General features: G+C 53.1%; 17 protein-coding genes. 9 read left to right on the top strand and 8 right to left on the bottom strand.

The genetic code is table 11. From position 1 onward, the window contains the following. Positions 1-3: 3 nt before the first annotated feature. Positions 4-312: a hypothetical protein gene (locus LMH93_RS27485; RefSeq protein ID WP_023383599.1), complete on the bottom strand. Its 309-nt coding sequence runs from the start codon at positions 310-312 to the stop codon at positions 4-6. A gap of 17 nt (positions 313-329) precedes the next feature. Next, positions 330-755 carry a hypothetical protein gene (locus LMH93_RS27490; protein ID WP_023383598.1) on the bottom strand — a complete coding sequence of 142 codons (426 nt, stop codon included), beginning with the start codon at positions 753-755 and terminating at the stop codon, positions 330-332. Positions 756-1639: 884 nt separating this feature from the next. Here LMH93_RS27490 and LMH93_RS27495 point away from each other — a divergent pair. After that, positions 1640-2554 carry a TniQ family protein gene (locus LMH93_RS27495; RefSeq protein ID WP_110765414.1) on the top strand — a complete coding sequence of 305 codons (915 nt, stop codon included), beginning with the start codon at positions 1640-1642 and terminating at the stop codon, positions 2552-2554. A gap of 27 nt (positions 2555-2581) precedes the next feature. Here the strand turns inward: LMH93_RS27495 and LMH93_RS27500 are convergent, their stop codons facing one another. After that, entirely contained in the window at positions 2582-4216 is a 1635-nt protein-coding gene (locus tag LMH93_RS27500; protein ID WP_082422064.1) for a TnsD family Tn7-like transposition protein, read from the bottom strand. A gap of 629 nt (positions 4217-4845) precedes the next feature. On the opposite strand from LMH93_RS27500, the gene LMH93_RS27505 reads away from it, so the two are divergent. From LMH93_RS27505 to LMH93_RS27535, 7 genes are all read left to right on the top strand, one after another. After that, complete coding sequence (locus tag LMH93_RS27505) at positions 4846-5808, top strand: hypothetical protein (protein ID WP_060519787.1); 963 nt, start codon at positions 4846-4848, stop codon at positions 5806-5808. Continuing rightward, the gene (locus LMH93_RS27510; protein ID WP_230065428.1) at positions 5805-6473 is read left to right on the top strand and encodes a hypothetical protein; all 669 of its coding nucleotides are present in this window, start codon (positions 5805-5807) and stop codon (positions 6471-6473) included. Before LMH93_RS27505 ends, LMH93_RS27510 begins: the two co-directional genes overlap by 4 nt. A 40-nt stretch (positions 6474-6513) precedes the next feature. Further along, a complete protein-coding gene (locus tag LMH93_RS27515; RefSeq protein WP_064613796.1) occupies positions 6514-7494 on the top strand; it encodes an IS5 family transposase in 981 nt (326 codons plus the stop codon). Between the two features lie 289 nt (positions 7495-7783). Next, positions 7784-9010 carry a transposase gene (locus LMH93_RS27520; protein ID WP_230065429.1) on the top strand — a complete coding sequence of 409 codons (1227 nt, stop codon included), beginning with the start codon at positions 7784-7786 and terminating at the stop codon, positions 9008-9010. Continuing rightward, a complete protein-coding gene (locus tag LMH93_RS27525) occupies positions 9007-10338 on the top strand; it encodes a hypothetical protein (RefSeq protein ID WP_060519786.1) in 1332 nt (443 codons plus the stop codon). Before LMH93_RS27520 ends, LMH93_RS27525 begins: the two co-directional genes overlap by 4 nt. 264 nt (positions 10339-10602) lie before the next feature. Then, the gene (locus tag LMH93_RS27530; protein ID WP_060519785.1) at positions 10603-11901 is read left to right on the top strand and encodes a HEPN/Toprim-associated domain-containing protein; all 1299 of its coding nucleotides are present in this window, start codon (positions 10603-10605) and stop codon (positions 11899-11901) included. Between the two features lie 193 nt (positions 11902-12094). After that, complete coding sequence (locus tag LMH93_RS27535; RefSeq protein WP_060519784.1) at positions 12095-12571, top strand: DUF488 domain-containing protein; 477 nt, start codon at positions 12095-12097, stop codon at positions 12569-12571. Here the strand turns inward: LMH93_RS27535 and LMH93_RS27540 are convergent. Further along, the gene (locus LMH93_RS27540; protein WP_197864294.1) at positions 12528-13268 is read right to left on the bottom strand and encodes a hypothetical protein; all 741 of its coding nucleotides are present in this window, start codon (positions 13266-13268) and stop codon (positions 12528-12530) included. The genes LMH93_RS27535 and LMH93_RS27540 overlap by 44 nt on opposite strands. Positions 13269-13771: 503 nt before the next feature. Here LMH93_RS27540 and LMH93_RS27545 point away from each other — a divergent pair. Next, a complete protein-coding gene (locus tag LMH93_RS27545) occupies positions 13772-13960 on the top strand; it encodes an AbrB/MazE/SpoVT family DNA-binding domain-containing protein (RefSeq protein ID WP_060519780.1) in 189 nt (62 codons plus the stop codon). Positions 13961-14065: 105 nt separating this feature from the next. Here LMH93_RS27545 and LMH93_RS27550 read toward each other — a convergent pair whose 3' ends face one another. The 4 genes from LMH93_RS27550 to LMH93_RS27565 are packed head-to-tail and all read right to left on the bottom strand — an operon-like array spanning position 14066 to position 16732. Next, complete coding sequence (locus LMH93_RS27550) at positions 14066-14521, bottom strand: DUF411 domain-containing protein (RefSeq protein ID WP_230065430.1); 456 nt, start codon at positions 14519-14521, stop codon at positions 14066-14068. Next, positions 14511-15293 (bottom strand): c-type cytochrome, encoded by a 783-nt coding sequence (locus tag LMH93_RS27555; RefSeq protein ID WP_060519775.1) that lies wholly within the window; start codon positions 15291-15293, stop codon positions 14511-14513. The genes LMH93_RS27550 and LMH93_RS27555 overlap by 11 nt, the downstream gene beginning before the upstream one ends. A 10-nt stretch (positions 15294-15303) precedes the next feature. Continuing rightward, the gene (locus LMH93_RS27560; protein WP_060519774.1) at positions 15304-16419 is read right to left on the bottom strand and encodes a copper resistance protein B; all 1116 of its coding nucleotides are present in this window, start codon (positions 16417-16419) and stop codon (positions 15304-15306) included. Further along, positions 16409-16732 (bottom strand): hypothetical protein, encoded by a 324-nt coding sequence (locus LMH93_RS27565; RefSeq protein WP_019470286.1) that lies wholly within the window; start codon positions 16730-16732, stop codon positions 16409-16411. The genes LMH93_RS27560 and LMH93_RS27565 overlap by 11 nt, the downstream gene beginning before the upstream one ends. Positions 16733-16734: the final 2 nt, after the last annotated feature.

The raw sequence follows: 16734 nt of genomic DNA on the forward strand, positions 1-16734 counted from the left end.
TGCTTACCTCGTATGAGCCCGCATTCGCTGGGCATGCGCCAGCAGCTCTGGGCAGATGACCCGCCACACAGGTGCGTCTTCAAAACCAGCAGGTTCAACCCTGCCAGTGTCTTCAAACTTTCCGGATGCCAGGTGCAGATCCAAGACCTGATCGGGCAGTTGCCAGGCGTGGATACACACCTCATCGACCGCCAACTCGGCCTCCACGAGGTTTGTTGTGAGCACGCCCCAGTGCTCACCATCCTCGTAGAGCAGCTCCAGGGCTAGCCGCCCGTTTGGGTACAGCCGTGGCCGCAATTTCGACAGCTGCATGATGCTCTCCCCCGGGGCTATTTGACCGTTGCTGTCTCGGTGACCACAAACGGGACCACGCTGCCCAACGTAACACCGGCCAGGCCTTGTTTGCCGTCTTCACCGATCACATAGCCCTTCAGCTCTCGCTGATCAGCTCCGTCGCAGGACAGTGTGGCGGTAGAAGTCTCATGCTTGAGCTGGCGGCTGTTCCATTTCAGAGGAATGCCCAGGGCGCATTCATTTCCGGCCAGGACCTGAGACATTTCATATTCCACTTTGCCAAACCCTCCAGCCCGGTACTCGGTTGGCAGAACCGAGCCGAGCGCAGGATCACCGAGGTGATACAGCTTGACGTAGAGGGTCGAGCCAGTCGGAATGGTGACATTGATCTTTTTGTCATTGCACCCTGCCAGCGACAGAGCGACACAACCGAGCACAGCAATCTTTCGAAGTGGTGACATGCTTTTTCCAGTGAGTGTATGAACGTTCGAACCTGTGTAGCTGATCAAGCTCACGACAGAGCAGGTGCACAGCCCGGCGAATCTTCGGGGTTGTTGGGGAGTAGCTGGTAAGGACCGTTGCCAGTCGACTGGGCCGAGGGCGACGCTGAGTCTTCTTCCGTACCGTAGTACGTGGCATGCGCAGCTGAATTACATTTTGGGCAGGGAATGTCGCCTCCATGGAGAAGAGCACCTCCAGGCTCATCGCAGCTATCCTCATCCCAGAGAAAACCGTCGACGCACTGCGCATCGGGATAGGCCGCACCGAAATGCCTGCCTTGGTAATCACACCCTAGAGCTTCGTCACTTGCCATACACACCCCCAGACACAAGCAAATTGATACATAACACGTACGTATAACTGATGTTACCACAGCCTGAGGACAGATAGATTTAGGGAATTAAACCTGTCGCAAGGGAAATAAAGCTGTCGCGGGTAACCCTGTTCGTGACCAATCCGGGTTGGCGGGGTGCAGTGATGCACGCCGTTGTCCCGACTTGGAATTACGCCTCAGAATCTAATTGACAGGTGTGTCACGCTGTATAGGCTTGTAGTCGAGGACTGCAACTGCGCATCCGTTGGGACTGGGTACCAGCAAGGCCCCCCCGCAATTTCGGCAGCAGAGAATGCTGGTTTCTCTGAAGTAGTGACGACGGGCATAGCCGGTCGGATTCTGAACCCAAGGTCGCAAGGCTGGGAGTTAAAGGATCGCTGCGACTACTCCTCGAACCTTCCGAAAAGGCACCTTTGGGTGCCTTTTTTACACCTTATTTCTGGCAATGTTTGCTCAACCGCAACCTTTGAACGATGACGCGGGATCAGTCGCTGAGGGGCCAACCCATCCATGCTGTTGCGTATCCAACCTGATGAATCTTTGCGCTCATATGTTGACCGCAATTTGCTCGTGAATTTTATGGACTGGAGGGTAGACAGGTTACGATGGCTTTCTGAAGGGGAGATTACTCACCAAGCAGTTAAGGTGATCGCCTCAACGATGGGTTGGCAAGGATGCTATGGCTTCAACCGCTTGCTGCACGAACACACTCAATTGCCCCTGCAGTTTGTTATCAGGGATACCCGAGATGCCAGTTATTCTCGAACGGCGTATCTCAAACCCCGAATGGCGATTACTAATTCCGACTTGCACGCCTACTGCCCGGAATGCGTCAGGCAGGACGTGCAGGATTTGGGCTTTTCCTACTGGCGACGAAATTTCCCTGATCATGTGAGCGTGTGTGCCACACACAATGTGGTGCTGCTGTCCACTTGCCCATATTGCGATCAACCTTTCTCATCAAAAGGCCACAATCTCGATGTGATGTGGAGAAAGTGTTCTGGGCGACACCTCGGTAACGCAGAGAGCGTAATGAACTTGGATGAAGATGCTCTCAAACATGCTCGCTTCGTAGAAGCGCTATGCGCTTATGAATTCTCCATTTCAATCCATTCTGCAGTGGCCATTCTCTCCGATAAGTTGCGCAGCCTCAAGAAACTGACGAAGCGGATGAAATCTGAGCGGACAGCCATGATTGAGTATCTCGATCGGATTTCAAATAATTTGGAAGAAAAAAGATTTGAGAGTCCTGTTGTAAAGACGGAATTTTTCCCCGAAGAAATTTTGAAAATCGTGGTTTATGCCTATGAGACTTTCGATGAATTTGTTGTTGATTTGTACGAGTATGATAAAGATTTGATTCCTATTGAGTCTCTATGGCGAAATTATGGTAATGGTAGGTATGCGACCACTTGTCGGGAATAGCTGACTGAGCGTTGCTGCACTTGCATGTTAAGTCTTGGTCGATTGGGTAACAATTTCTAGTAGGTTTCGTGCTTCTGGGTAGCGATTCCTTTTTTCTAGGCACCGATGCAGTGTGGGCACCAACGCGAAAATATGACTAGCTCGAACAGGGAAATTCGTGGCCGAGTATTTCAGTCTTTGAATGCTCAATTCAATTGATTCGCATAGTTGCCTGTCGCGAGCACTCCAATCGATTTTTTGATTGTTGCCTACGCGACCACTTGGCATCCGCTTAGTTTGAGCCATCAACCAGTCATTATCGTTCCGGTATAGCCATTGATAGACCTTGGGGAGCATTGATCTCAGGCTTTTCGGACTGGCGTCTGGATTCATGCCGATGGCGCTAACCCACTCCGCACGGTGATTGTGTAGCAGTAGCTCCCTGCGCTGAGTTGTCCAAGCAGCCATCAGTAGAGGATCAGCACTTAGGATCCTGTTTATTGTAGAAACCGAAACGTCATATCGTTCCGCTATGGAATGTTTCTCCACTCCTTTGCCCAAGCAACCCAAGATTTGTTCCCGAAGCTCGGGTTTCAGCTTTTTAGGCTTCAGTTTTTTGAAGACTCTATCCCTGATTTCCTGACCTTTAAATCGGTGTGCTGCTTTATCGCCTACTGCTCGTCTTCCGTGGTCTGGAGACTGTACTGGGGTTTCCTGATCCCCTGGAGACTGAAATCTTTTTAACGCACATAAAAACGGCGCAAACTCGCCGAATATACAGGTGATCAAAATCAGATGTTTGAGCGGATGGGAGTAAACGCGCGGTGTACGGGTCAGACTCTGTATAAAAGTTTCAGCTCTCTTTGGAGTGGTCGGAAGCGAGGCCAGTGGAAGATACGGTTGCAGTTGTGAAGCGAACGAAGCTAGGTCTGCTTGGGCATCAAAGCATGCTTCTGTATTGACTGAGAGGCGACGAATAGCTTCGTTATAAGCAGCCGTGACATTTTCTGGACGAAATTGCTCAGAAATGCCTAGCTTGGCTAACTCAATCACTGAGTGTCCTAAACGCTTGAGGGTTTGTACCACTGTCGGGCATACGGGCTGCTCTGCAACGCTCGCTATTAGGTGCTCGGCAGGTAATACCCAGTGCGCAGAGTCCGACCACTGCCGGTTGGCCGAGCAAATCCTGATGAGAGTTCCGTGCTTAGGGCATAACGTGACGCCTGGATACTGATGGGACAGGTGCCAGTAGGCGACCCCATGATTGATACGGTCTTCCCTTAAACATTCGAGGCATGCTTTCAATGGGTGCTCTGCGCCAAAGCGACCGGTCACCAGACCCAGGCGATATTTTAAGGTGCCCAAAGAATTGTTTGAAACTGTATGAAAGACGTCGTCAATTCTTTCCTTGGATTGAAAAGGAAAAAACAACGGCAATATCGTATGTTCTGTAATGATGTTGAATGGGCTTCCCCATACTTCTTTGGCTTTTTGGGGCAAAGAGTTTAGTCTGCTAGGAAAGTCATGCTGCACACTACTTGATCCCTCACCAAATAGCCATGCAGTGGTGCTAGCCTTAGTAACGTGGCACATAAAACGATGCTGACGACAACAAATACTGAAAAAGGTCTCATCCGGTAGCCATCGAACGACAGGGACAGATGCATTTGCAGAATCAGCCATTTCCCTCACCAAACGCTTGTCGTTTTCAACATTTTATTTGATTGGGGCTAAACCCTTAAATTATCAGTTGAGATAAGGGGGTGAAGATATATATCCGATGGGTGTGAGGCGCACGGTTGATCTAGATAATGACCCAAGCTGGACAATTTTGAATCCAGTCGCGACCCAGAGAGGGATGACTTTTCAGTTGTCACCCTGTTAACCACGGCGGTAACATACCCTGCTAAGCGAAGCGCTTTAAAATGTGCACACAGATACGTGTACACCCAGCCAATCCATTGCAGATAGCTGCTAACTATGTCCTAGATTCTTAACACGTATGAATAATAAGGAAGTATTGAATGAAATCTGACTAGTTAATTAGCGCTAGAATTCAGATAGACAAAGGCCCAAGTGCGACCTTGGGCCTCTGTGGATAAGTCAGAATTTAGCGACCTGACCTTTCCATTGTCTATTCCGAACATGCGGGACGTCAAGTCCTGCAGGGCTTCGTTCATCCACAAGAAGGTGAGCGTTATCCACAACCCGCACTCTTGGGTACGCCCGGGAGGCAAGGGCTATAGGGGCATCCAGCAAATTATCCCCAGGCTGGATGACGATCCTAGGTCCGTAGACATTGGACTGTATTGATGACTTTGCAGGAGAGATTTGCCCTCATCAGGAGCCGACAAGCTCACTTCGCGTGGGGCGATATCTACACGCCTTCGATTTTAGCGGTTCCACGAGAAGCCCCTAAGGGCTCTCGTATCAGCAGAATGAATAGCCGGAAGCTCGGCCGTGCGATTCACTCGCTGTCCACCCCAGAAGCGGTGTTCGCACAGCTCGCGCTCTTCCATCCTCAGCTGCTCGATATTCACGAGCAGAAGATGCTGTGGCCATATCACGCCCCGCATCCATTGCACGGGCATCCACTCACCAAAGGACATTTTTCTCATCCTGTCACTGGGACGATGGAAATTGCCAAGCAAATTGGCTTCAAGCATCACCAGGTGGTGATTACCACTAAAGCTGGTAGCCGACAGAGAATGCCCTTTCCCTATCAGGGGGACCTTTTACTGTATTTGATGGGTTCAGATGGGAAACCCTACGCGGTCAATTGGACGGTGAAGGATCAAGCTCATGCCTTCAGCGAGAGGCGCTACTCAGCAGCCAAGACCCCTAATCAGCAAAAAAAGGACCGTGATCATGCTGAGCTACGCACAGCCCTAGAGCAACTGCATTACGCAAGCGGCGGTATCAGGACCGTGCAAATGTCTTTGGATCGTCTGGACCCGATCGTCATGGGCAATCTCGATCTGCTATTTCCGATGCATGGCTTGCCGCTGACCCACGACCCCGAGCTGCTCAGGGAGTTTAGCGCTGAGATTGAGGGCGCTGTGCATGCTGGGGCCTTGATCCACCCCATCATTTACCGGTATGCAGCCCGATGGGGTAAGCGTGACCAGTTTATTGCGAAGGTCTACCAAGACATCTGGGACCGAAAGCTGCCAGTAAATTTCTTCAAGCCGATTCTGATCGACCATCCTCTCGATACCGACGGTGGTGATCTGCTGGCAGCCTACGGCAAATTTTTCTTGGAGATTGAGCCGTGATCACGGGCGCTAGGTTATTTGCGCCTGAAGGTTATCGGAGCCTTGTCAAAGGCCACTATTACCATTTCCTGAACAGTGATGCGGTCCACAACCGGGTGCGCTTGGTGGAGTTCAGTGATCTAGCGAAAGACGTGCGCACCACCTTGATCACCCTCACAAGGTTCGAGTTCGAAGAAGCGCTCGAAGCGGGTGCGCTGCTGGCGTCAGGGGAGACGGACAAATTTCCGCCATGGCTGGAACCGATTAAGGGGATCGCAATTTCAGATCGTGAAACGAAGCGGGTTTCTGCTAAGGAAACCTACGACCAAAAGGTCAACCGCCGTTTTCTGGCTATCTCAGGCCTGATGGTTCGTCTCCAGGAGGTTCTAGCCAGTGACGATCCGGACGCTGTAATTAACGCTCATGCCAAAAGCCAGTCGCCTCAGCAAAATGCAGCTCGCTTGAGGTTGTGGTTCTACACTTACATTACTTTTGGACAAAACAAGTGGGCTCTCATGCCTCCCCTGCACCGCATCGGGAGGTGGGACAGGGAGGGGCCGGGGAAATTACGCAGGCTGGGCCGGCCATCACCCAATGGCAAAGAGTGGGGTTACCGGGCCGATAGCGCCATGAGGGAAAGAATCCTTTCTGCGTATCTTAGGGAAATCCTGAAAAAGACTTCCTGATTTTGGCAAAATACCCGGACTCCACCCGCCGAGTTTTCCGATGAAGCAAATGACCTTCGCCGACGCCGAGTACGCCGGCAAGCGCAAGCAGACCCGCAAAGAGCTGTTCCTGATCGAGATGGATCAGGTGGTGCCGTGGAAGGGGTTGATTGCCCTGATCGAGCCGCACTACCCGAAGGGTGAAGGCGGTCGTCCGGCGTATCCGTTGATGGCGATGCTGCGCATACATCTGATGCAGAATTGGTTTGGCTACAGCGATCCGGCGATGGAGGAAGCGCTGTACGAGACCACCATCCTGCGCCAGTTCGCCGGGTTGAGCCTGGAACGCATTCCTGATGAAACCACCATCCTCAACTTCCGTCGCCTGCTGGAAAAACATGAACTGGCGGCCGGCATCCTCGGTGTGATCAACGGTTACCTGGGTGATCGTGGTCTGTCGCTGCGCCAGGGCACCATCGTCGATGCCACACTGATCCATGCGCCGAGTTCGACCAAGAACAAGGACGGCAAGCGCGACCCGGAAATGCACCAGACCAAGAAAGGCCAGCAGTTCTACTTCGGCATGAAGGCGCACATCGGCGTGGATGACGAGTCGGGCCTGGTGCACAGCGTGGTGGGTACGGCGGCCAACGTTGCGGACGTTACTCAGGTCGACAAGTTGCTGCATGGCGACGAGAACGTGGTTTGTACGGACGCGGGCTACACCGGCGTTGAGAAACGTCCAGAGCATGTCGATCGTAAGGTTATCTGGCAGGTGGCGGCACGCCGCAGCACCTACAAGAAACTCGATAAGCGCAGCGCGTTGTACAAGGCCAAGCGCAAGATCGAGAAGGCCAAGGCCCAGGTGCGCGCCAAGGTCGAGCATCCATTTCGCGTGATCAAGCGGCAGTTTGGCTACACCAAGGTGCGTTTCCGGGGGCTGGTGAAGAACACCGCGCAACTGGTGACGCTGTTCGCCCTGTCGAACCTATGGATGGCACGCCGACATTTACTGACGAATGCAGGAGAGGTGCGCTTGTAATGCAGAAAATGGCGCGGCGAGGTGCTCGCTGGGGCCAGAAACACCGAAATAAGCGGGCGATTTGATCGTTTTTTGATCGGTTTACCGCTTTCAAAATCAGCGTAGGCTGAAGTCAGTCAGAAATACAGGGCTATTTCAGACCATCCTTAGGTTCCGTTCCGCTGACAAAACATATAGTCAAGTTTACCGAAAAATCCTTACAGAGGAATTTGGTTGCGTTTCCGTTGAACGAAATGGAGTAGCATTTTTCATCAATCGTAAAGGGCACCCATTTCCAACTATTGACCAAGTGCGTTACTGCATCGAACAACAAGTTAGCGCTAAAGAGAAATCTATTGGCGTAAGAGGTAAACAAAAGACCCGCGACCAGAGCGGCAGTTTGGGCAGTTTCTCAGAACGCTTGACGAATCTAAATCAGCAGGTCGAGTTTGATGGTTACTACATAGTTGAAAAACTTTCGGGCCTGACAGAGGGTAGCCCCGTTGACGGATTTTGCGTCGTTCGTGCCGTGTGTGGATTGTCCGGAATGGTGGTTGGCATTGGATTTGCCGAAGGTAAAGAAACCAAAGAAGCTTATCGGATGTGTCTGTTTTCCATGGCTGTCGACAAAGTATGGTTTTGTGGGCTTTTCGGAGTAACCATCAAACCGGACTGGTGGCCCTGCGAAGGCTTGGCAGGTGGGCTGGTGTTTGATCGAGGTCCTGCAGCAGCCCTGGACACGGAGCCTGAGATCCACTGGCTAGGCACACTTGAAAATACGCCAGTTTTTTCTGGCCAGTCTAAAGCTACGGTTGAGTCATCGCACCCGCGAGCAAAATCCGACCTCGATCAACCCACCTATGTTCATAGCACACTGAATTTTGTCCAAATGGCCCGCAGGGAGATTCACCAAGTCCTGAAAGACAACCGGTCGTCTGACGCAAGTGGCCGCATGGAAACCGAAATGTATTGGTGCGGAATAAAGCCCACCCCGCTGGGTATCTGGAATTACTGGGACAGCCGCTTCCGTAATTCTGCAATCGGGATGCAGCAAGAGGTTGCCATAAAGAGCTTCCTGTCTGTGCACCCGGCCGTTGTACGTCAAGACGCAGTCTATCTGTACGGGCGCAAGTATAGGTCTGTTGATTTGATCAATACCGGGATATTTGATCGAGTTGCTAGGAGCAGCGTTATTGAAGTTGATGTATATGTACTGACTATGTGCGTTCGGCATATATGGATTGAGGTAGGAGGCACACTGTTCGAACTGGACTTTGTAACGACGCAAAGGACCGTTGACGGTGATCGGGACATATCATTACGTGATCTTCAGTCACTAGATGCCTTAAGGCGAAAATCTCAAACTTTGCTTCGTAATGAGATGCCGGCAATTCATCAATTTCACGATGATAGATTCAAAGAAGATACCGGTGAAGAGTGTAAAGGTGGCGTGAGAAGAATTGGTCGACCACCTAAATCGGCATCTGCGCAGCGAGATACAGATGACTATGATCGATTCCGAGGTAAAGCCAAATGAATGAGGCCATTGCGAGTTGGTTCGACGGCTGCCAAACGGCTGATCAGGTCCGCCAGATCATCACGCGTCGACCTGAGCCATTGGAAAGTCTGTACGAAATTGAACCTCGGTTGGCGGCAGAGGTGCTGTCTCAAGCATTGCGTGAATCGTTCATTCCCAACGCATTTACGATTGAGTTCATCCAGGAGATGGTGGGGCGCGCAGCGCTGCATGCGCGAGCATTGTTCTCTTCTGAGCGCGAGTACGCCCGAGGGCTCTATGAAGCACCTGCAGTCGATGCTGTGCCGGTGTGTTTTACAGGGCTTGCAGGGGTTGGGAAGAGCCAGACCATTGCTGCGCTGCGCAAGGTTCTGCCTGGCCCCGTTGATCTGTCCTGCGATCACTTCCAGGGTGAGCTACCGTTGCGGTCGCATTGGTATGCAAGCGCCCGAGGTACCACCAATGCTAAGGCCCTTCTTCGAGAGTTCGTTGAGTTGCCTCTGTCGCGACTGACCGTTGCTGAGCTGCTGAGTGAATGCCGGCGTAGGGCGAATCGTGATGGGGTATCGTTAGTCATCCTGGATGAAATGCAGTACATCCAAAAGGGGCTTGGTGCAGCGAAGGTTACCGATATCCTCTTGAACATGGCTGGTATCGGTCCGCCAATGGTCTACGTGTGCAATTACAGCTTGGGTCACAAGTTGTTTGAGAGAAACAATGAGGATCAGCAGCGCTTGCTGACGGACCCAAGAATCATGCTTCCCGATGAGCCTGGCAGTTCCGACTGGAAAGCTTTCATTGATGAATGTGTTCGCGTGGGCAATGGCGCGATTCGCGGTAATCAGGGTGAATTGGCAAGGGAAATTTACCGTTGCACCTTCGGTATCAAGCGCCTGGCGGTGGAGTTGTTGAAGCAGGCGTACATTGAGTGCCGCAGTGCAGGCCGTCATGCGGCCTCCCTTCAAGACATCGGCCATGCTTACCGCTCAGCGGCTTACACGTCCAGTGCCAAACAGGTCGAACACCTTCAAAAATTGGCTCTGGGTGGTCGGGTGTCCAAACAGCATCCAGACCTGCGGTGTCCGTTTGACCTGCCAGCCGCGTTCACGTCCAACGTAGTGAAATTTGCGCGAGCTGAACGGCAGGACCGAGTCACCCAGAAGGTTTTCGACTCATCGCTCACTGCGTCGGAACGATCTGTAAAAAAGCAACTTGATGCCTCAGCGAATGCTCTGCAGAAGCCGACTGCGCGCCCGCGGCGGACTCCGGTTGAGGAGCTCTCCGAGGAAGAGCAGGCCAAAGCTTTCTTTGCCTTGATGGAGGACGACAAGGACCCCAAACCCAAGTGATGGTGTGGCGAAGAATTCCGTTCGCGGGCCCTATGATTGCTGGCGTGTAAACCTATTTTTTTCACTGTTAACCAGAGTGGTTTACAGTGAAAAAAACAGGTTTACACGCCTGAGTTAGCGAGGGGCAGGTACACCAGGATAGAGCACCTGAGCTCGGATGCATCTCCGACGCCGCTGAAATGTGCTATCACGTGCCAGTACAAGCATGTCCAGATTCGCGTCATGCATTGGCGTTAGACAGTTAACTCCAGGTACAAAGATCTTATGAGCACACCAATTACGCTGTCTGTGGGTAGCCTCGATCTCACATACAACACTGGCTATATGGGCATGGATCACGGGATGCTCTATCAAGAGTCCGACCGCCAGTACCGTCGGCACGAGGGCATCGACTACGACTACGCTCATAGCCCTGAAAGTCTGGAGCAAATGGAGCTGTGTTTTTGCCGGACACTTGGTTCGATGGTGTCACGGTTGGAGCTGCTCGGATACACATTGGCGGCGGTGAGGTCGGAATACGAAAATCAGGTCGTGCTCGACAGAGACCAGTTCGAGGAATACCTGCCAGGTGAGCGTCGATCCGACCGTTTGACTTTCGATCAATTTATCGACTTCATCAAAGCGTACGCATTGCGAGACCTAAAAAGCGACTATGTCGCCAGCTACGATTCCGATCATGCACAGGGCCGGGGCCGCTTTGCGGCTGATCCAGCGGCATCTCTACTCCCGACGGGAGTGTTTGATCGAGACATCGGAGGCTACTCCGAGCGCAGCCATTTCGGCTCAATGTTAGGATTTCTGAGCCCATATGCAACTCTGCGAATCCTTGCCGAAAACCCCGCTAATCTAGGTGAAGATGTCGTCTGGGATTACGGCAATTTTGTGGATGCAGGATGGGCTAAAAATGAGGATTTCATTGGGAACGCACGTCGGACCCAGACCTATTTGATAGCGACTGAAGGCACTTCTGATACCCACATTCTGAAGCGGGGTCTGGCGCTGCTCCGCCCGGACATCGAGGATTTTTTTCGATTCATTGACATCGAGGAGCGTCACCCATTTTCCGGTACAGGTAATCTGTCCAAGTTCGCCGAGGGACTGGTCAAAATTGATGTTCACAATCGCGTGGTCTTCCTGTTCGATAACGACGCCGAAGGAGTGGATACCTATAAAAATCTACTCAAACGCTTTCAATTCCCAGTGAACATGAAAGCTATGGTTCTTCCTGACTTGGACGAGCTGCGCGAGTTTCCGGCGAAAGGCCCGTGTGGTGTTGCCAACGCTGACATCAACGGCTGCGCGGCCGCTATCGAGTGCTATCTCGATCTCAATCTTAAGGGGCGACCCCCAGCGCAGGTGACCTGGACGAATTACAAGGAGTCGTTAGGTATTTATCAGGGCGCCCTCGATTTCAAAGATAGCTACGCAAAGGCGTTTTATGAAACCACTCAGGAGGATGTTGAATCAGGTGTGTATGACGCGAGTAAGCTCCGATCCGTGATAGCGGCGCTTCTTGAGGAATGCACTGGTTTGGCTGCTGCGATGCTCTATTCGAAGTCCTAAACCTCAATAGCCTCTCGGCGAAGGCGCTTCCACCTAACGCGGACCGAGATGATTTCTGGCCCCTACCATCCGCTCGTCGCTACCTCTTGGAGATGGCCATCCATCCAATGCCCATGGGGTACAGCATGGCTAGAATGGTATAGTCTCTCATTTATTTGCAGAACAGCCGCAGGAAGCCGCTGGGAGATTTCACATGGCGATCTACACCGCAGGCTATGAAGGGTTGTCTATCGACGCCTTCATCGCTCGTCTTAAGCAAGCTCAGATCGACAAGGTTCTGGACGTTCGCGAGTACCCTCTGTCCAGAAAGCCTGGTTTCTCCAAGAAGGCTTTCGCCCAGTGCTTGGCGGATGCAGGAATTGCCTACGAGCATTCCCCTCCCTTGGGTTGCCCAAAACCGATTCGAAACCGCTATAAGGTCGATGGCGATTGGGGGGTCTATGCGCGCGACTTCAGGGCTTACATCCGTACCCGGATGGACCTTCTGGAGAACCTGACAGCTGATGCCTCAAGCCAGCGCATTTGTATGGTTTGCTACGAAGCTGACGCGAATTTTTGTCACCGCAGCCTTATCGCCGAGGCTGCGAGTGAATTGGATTCATCCCTGGATACGCGGCATCTGCCTCTCAAAATAGAGAAATTTGCTGATTTGCTTCGGGCGGTTGCTTAGGTGGATAGATGAGACTGATGATAAGCCACTGTTGCGGAAATCGATGAATCGTTCCCATTAGAAGCATAAGATCTTTTCCTGGTAACTCGACCTCCAGCTTCTGTCGAAACGGCGCTTCCCAGCCGTTAGGCCCATGAGCTCGGCGCATGTTTCTGTACAGCTGGCTTGCCTCCCAGTCTACGATCTTGTGCTTATAAATCTTTACCTCACCATCAAGTACTGACTCATAGCTGTAGTAGAAATCGAAGGGCACCTTCTCTAGGCGCTTGATGCTGGCTTTGACATCGTCCTGATCGAATAAACCGGGCTGGCGCTGCAGTCTCTCCAGTTTTTCAAGCTCCTCATCAGTCCAGCTTTCTGACGCGGCTTTACGGATCTCTAATCCAATAATTCGCTCAGGCTTGATCAAGCCGAGCGTGACATTGGAATTCTGTCGAGCCTGCTCCAGAGCCTCAAAACTGTCGTAGATGGGCAGCTTGCTAAGCATTTCCCTCCTTCGAATCCACGCTTTCGAGGTTGGAATAATGTCTTGGGGCTGAATCGTATCCACGCCAATCTTATGGCTTTCAGGTCGGTGATCGTTGGAGCTTTTTTCGATGGAGGCTTCGATCCACTGCCACTTTGAAAATCGTTGATCATCAGTGACCAGGCGGAACGGTACAGGGTAAAGACGGATCAGATTGCCTGCCTCGTCCATCCCCGCAACGCACGAAGTCTCTGTATAGGCAGCGCTGGGTGACGGGTATGTTTTGCATAGGATTAGTATGCGAGCTTTCCTTCTCATACAGGCACGTCCTTATTGTACTGCTGATACTGTAGCGACCAGAGCGTAAACTGGCCATATGATATCGCCCTGTCCCGACAAACCTCATCCATGTGCGGCTGCCACTGAGCGTCATCACCAAGAGCGAGCAATTCAGGCATAGCTGCTGCTAGGGATTGCCTAACCGGGCTGCACCGCAGAAAGATTGAACGCAGCTTCGGCACGAACTTGCCGTCCGATTGAAGCGGACGAGCTACGCACCGTTTGGGGTTGCGGCCCCTTTCGATGTTCGTCGATGGGATCTAGCTCAGTCGCAAGGGGCTTCCGGCGTACTGAACACTCCAACAAAATGGCATTTGCAAAGCTGCTTGAGCAAATCACCGCTTGCATGGCTGCTGGAGTATGATGGGGACTGGTAGCTCTGGCAGGAGAGCCCAATGACTGAATCAGCGCGCACCACGGTAAAGTGCCTGGATCCCGGCGACGGCTCCGGCGATGTGATTGTGGAATTACCTGACGACATTCTGCGCGAGCTCGGGGTCACGACGGGCGACAGACTCTCCATAGAGCTCATCAACGGCGATATCGTACTCAAGCCAGTCCGCGAGCGCCGCGAATCTGATTAGCTACGCGTTGCAGGCCCTCTGTGTCGTCGTGTTGAGCTGATGAAGCTTTCTAGCGGGGATACATGGGACGGCAGTCAGCCTACTGCCGTCCTTCTGGTCGGTGCGTTATTTGGCTGGATAGTTGGCGACTACTAGGTCCGCGCCGCTTTTGGTTAACCCAATGACTTGGTAGGCATGGCTTACGCCATCAACCTCCATGCCTGGGGATCCAGCTGGCATTCCTGGCACGGCGATCCCGACCAGATCGTTCCGCTCCTTGAGTTCTCGAATCTGCTCAGCTGGCATGTGACCTTCAACAAACTTTCCATCAATCACGGCTGTGTGGCAGGACGCTAACCGTGGCGCTACGCCCAGCTTCTGTTTCACTGCGCTCATGTCCGTCTCAATATGGTCGGTCACTTTGAAACTATTGGCTTCCAAGTGCGCGATCCATTTCTTGCAGCAACCGCAGTTCGCGTCTCGGTGAACGTCGATGGACAAAGGCTCGGCAGCGTAGGCCGCTGAGGTCACCAGCAGCCCAGCGATAGCGGCTAGACGAACGAGTATCCGGTTAGTTGGCATGAGTGTGCTCCTTACCGTCTTTGTGAACATGCGTCTTTGTCGACGATTTCGGGTGGGCGTCCGAATGGGCTTCGGCCGCATTGTGGTCACCGTGATGATCTGCCGCTTGGGTGGCGCCTGCGGGTGGAGCTCCATGGTCGTGAGCTGCCTGGGCATGATCGTTGTCTGCCGCTTCGTCGTGATCGCCATGCTCGGCATGCCCGCTCCCGCCGTGCTGGCCCTCATGGTTATGCATATCGCTTTCGCCGCCGCCGTGCTGATGGCCACCGCTCGTGGCCACCAAAGCCTTGTACTGCTCGGGATTCATTTCGGGAAGTTGATCCAGGAACGCGACTATTCCCCAGATGTACTCATCACCCATGCTCTTGCCCCAAGCGGGCATGCCGGTGGCTTTGATGCCGTGCTTGATCGTCCAGAATGCGGCAGCCGGTTCGCCTCCGACACCCACCTTGGTGAGGTCAGGTGGCGACGGGTATAGCGCTTGGCTAAGTTCTGTCTTTCCAACGCCAGGGGCGAGGTGGCACCCAATGCACATGGCGTTGTAGTTGCCTGCGCCTGCCTTGATCAACGCAGCGTTCTTCAGGTCAGGCACTTCAATGTCTCGCGCTCGAACCTCAATCGACCGGTCGCGAGCCATGGCGAGAAACGAATGGACAGCCGGGAAGTGAGGATCATCGGCGCCGACATTCACCAAGCCGAAATACGCGGTGCCCAATACCGCAGCACTTCCGACAGCACCGGCCACAAGCAGCGTTGTAATTGTTCTTTTCATGTTGGAATTCTCAGAACCACATCCTGATACCGGCAACGAAGCGTGCCTCATCAACATCTCCACCCTCGTCTCGGATGAAGTCAGCGGTGTTGCCGTAGGAGCGGCTCCAGGTAACGCCTATGTACGGGGCAAACTGGCGGACGATTTCATACCGTAGACGCAGCCCGACTTCGGTATTGGCCAGACCCGATCCAACACCGCGCTCAGGATCGTTCTTGCCATAGAAGTTCGCCTCGGCCGTGGGCTGCAAAATCAAGCGATTGGTCAGCAGGATGTCGTATTCGCCTTCAAGACGCGCAGCAGTCTGGCCGTTCTCGCCGATGAACGCCGTAGCTTCGGCCTCGAAGTCATACAAGGCCATGCCCTGAATACCAAAGGCTGCCCAGGTCTGCGGTGATTCCGGTTTGAAATCCTGACGGACTCCGGCGACCACGTCCCACCAAGGACTGACCGAGCGCCCGTATAGCAGTTGCAGCTCAGCGTCTTCGGTTACCCCATTGGTGCGCTCGCCTTCCGAGCGAACCCAGAGTCGATTGATGTCGCCGCCTACCCAGCCTGATGCGTCCCAGGCCAGGGTGCTGCCCTCATCGGCGTCTTGGTATTCGAGCTGGTCCAACAGGAAGAAGCTGTTGATTCCGCTGTCGTGCACCTGGTGGCCACCCAAAGGCGGAAAGGCTGCCTCGCGGTCGGCATCAGTGAGCACTGGAATCGGCGTGCGACTCGTTGTGGTCGGAGAAATCGCTGAACCATGATTCATCTGGGAATGGTCCATGCCCTTCATCGAACCGTGATCCATGCCCTTCATGTTTCCATGGCCCATTTTGCTGTGGTCCATCTTGCTATGGTCCACCGGGCTGGATTTGCTCTGGCTTTGAGCATGCTCCATCTGGCTGTGATCAACAGGGGCAGGCTGTTTCTGCTGTTTGCTCACCCCCATCTTGCTGTGATCCATCGCCGGCATCGATTCGGACGGAACAGCATCCATTTGCATGGAACCGTGCCCCATTTTCGAATGATCCATGCCCGAGTGATCCATTTCTTCAGCGGCGAAGCTGGGCGTTACGCCCAGCATGCCGATTGAAACAGTCAGGGCCAGCAGCGAAGGCCGCCCAAGGCTATTGACCATCTTTCCCTGCCTTAGCTTTGTCGCTGCCATGCGATTCCATCATTTTGTCGTGGTCCATGCCTTCCATCGAGCCATGGTCCATCCCCTTCATCGAGCCGTGGTCCATACTTTCCATGGACCCATGGTCCATGCCTTCATGGTTCATCCCCTGACCCTGCTTGTCCTGCGAACCTTTGGCTTTACCGGCCTCGGTAGATTTCTGGGAATGCTGATCATGGTTGTCGCTGGACCACGACGACGGGGCATAAACAGCCAACATGCCGACCATCGCAGCAGAGAGGAAAAAGGCGCTTCGTTTCATTGGTTTGCTCATCT

It is taken from the genome of Pseudomonas sp. CIP-10, from assembly GCF_020911845.1.
Lineage (GTDB): Bacteria > Pseudomonadota > Gammaproteobacteria > Pseudomonadales > Pseudomonadaceae > Aquipseudomonas > Aquipseudomonas alloputida.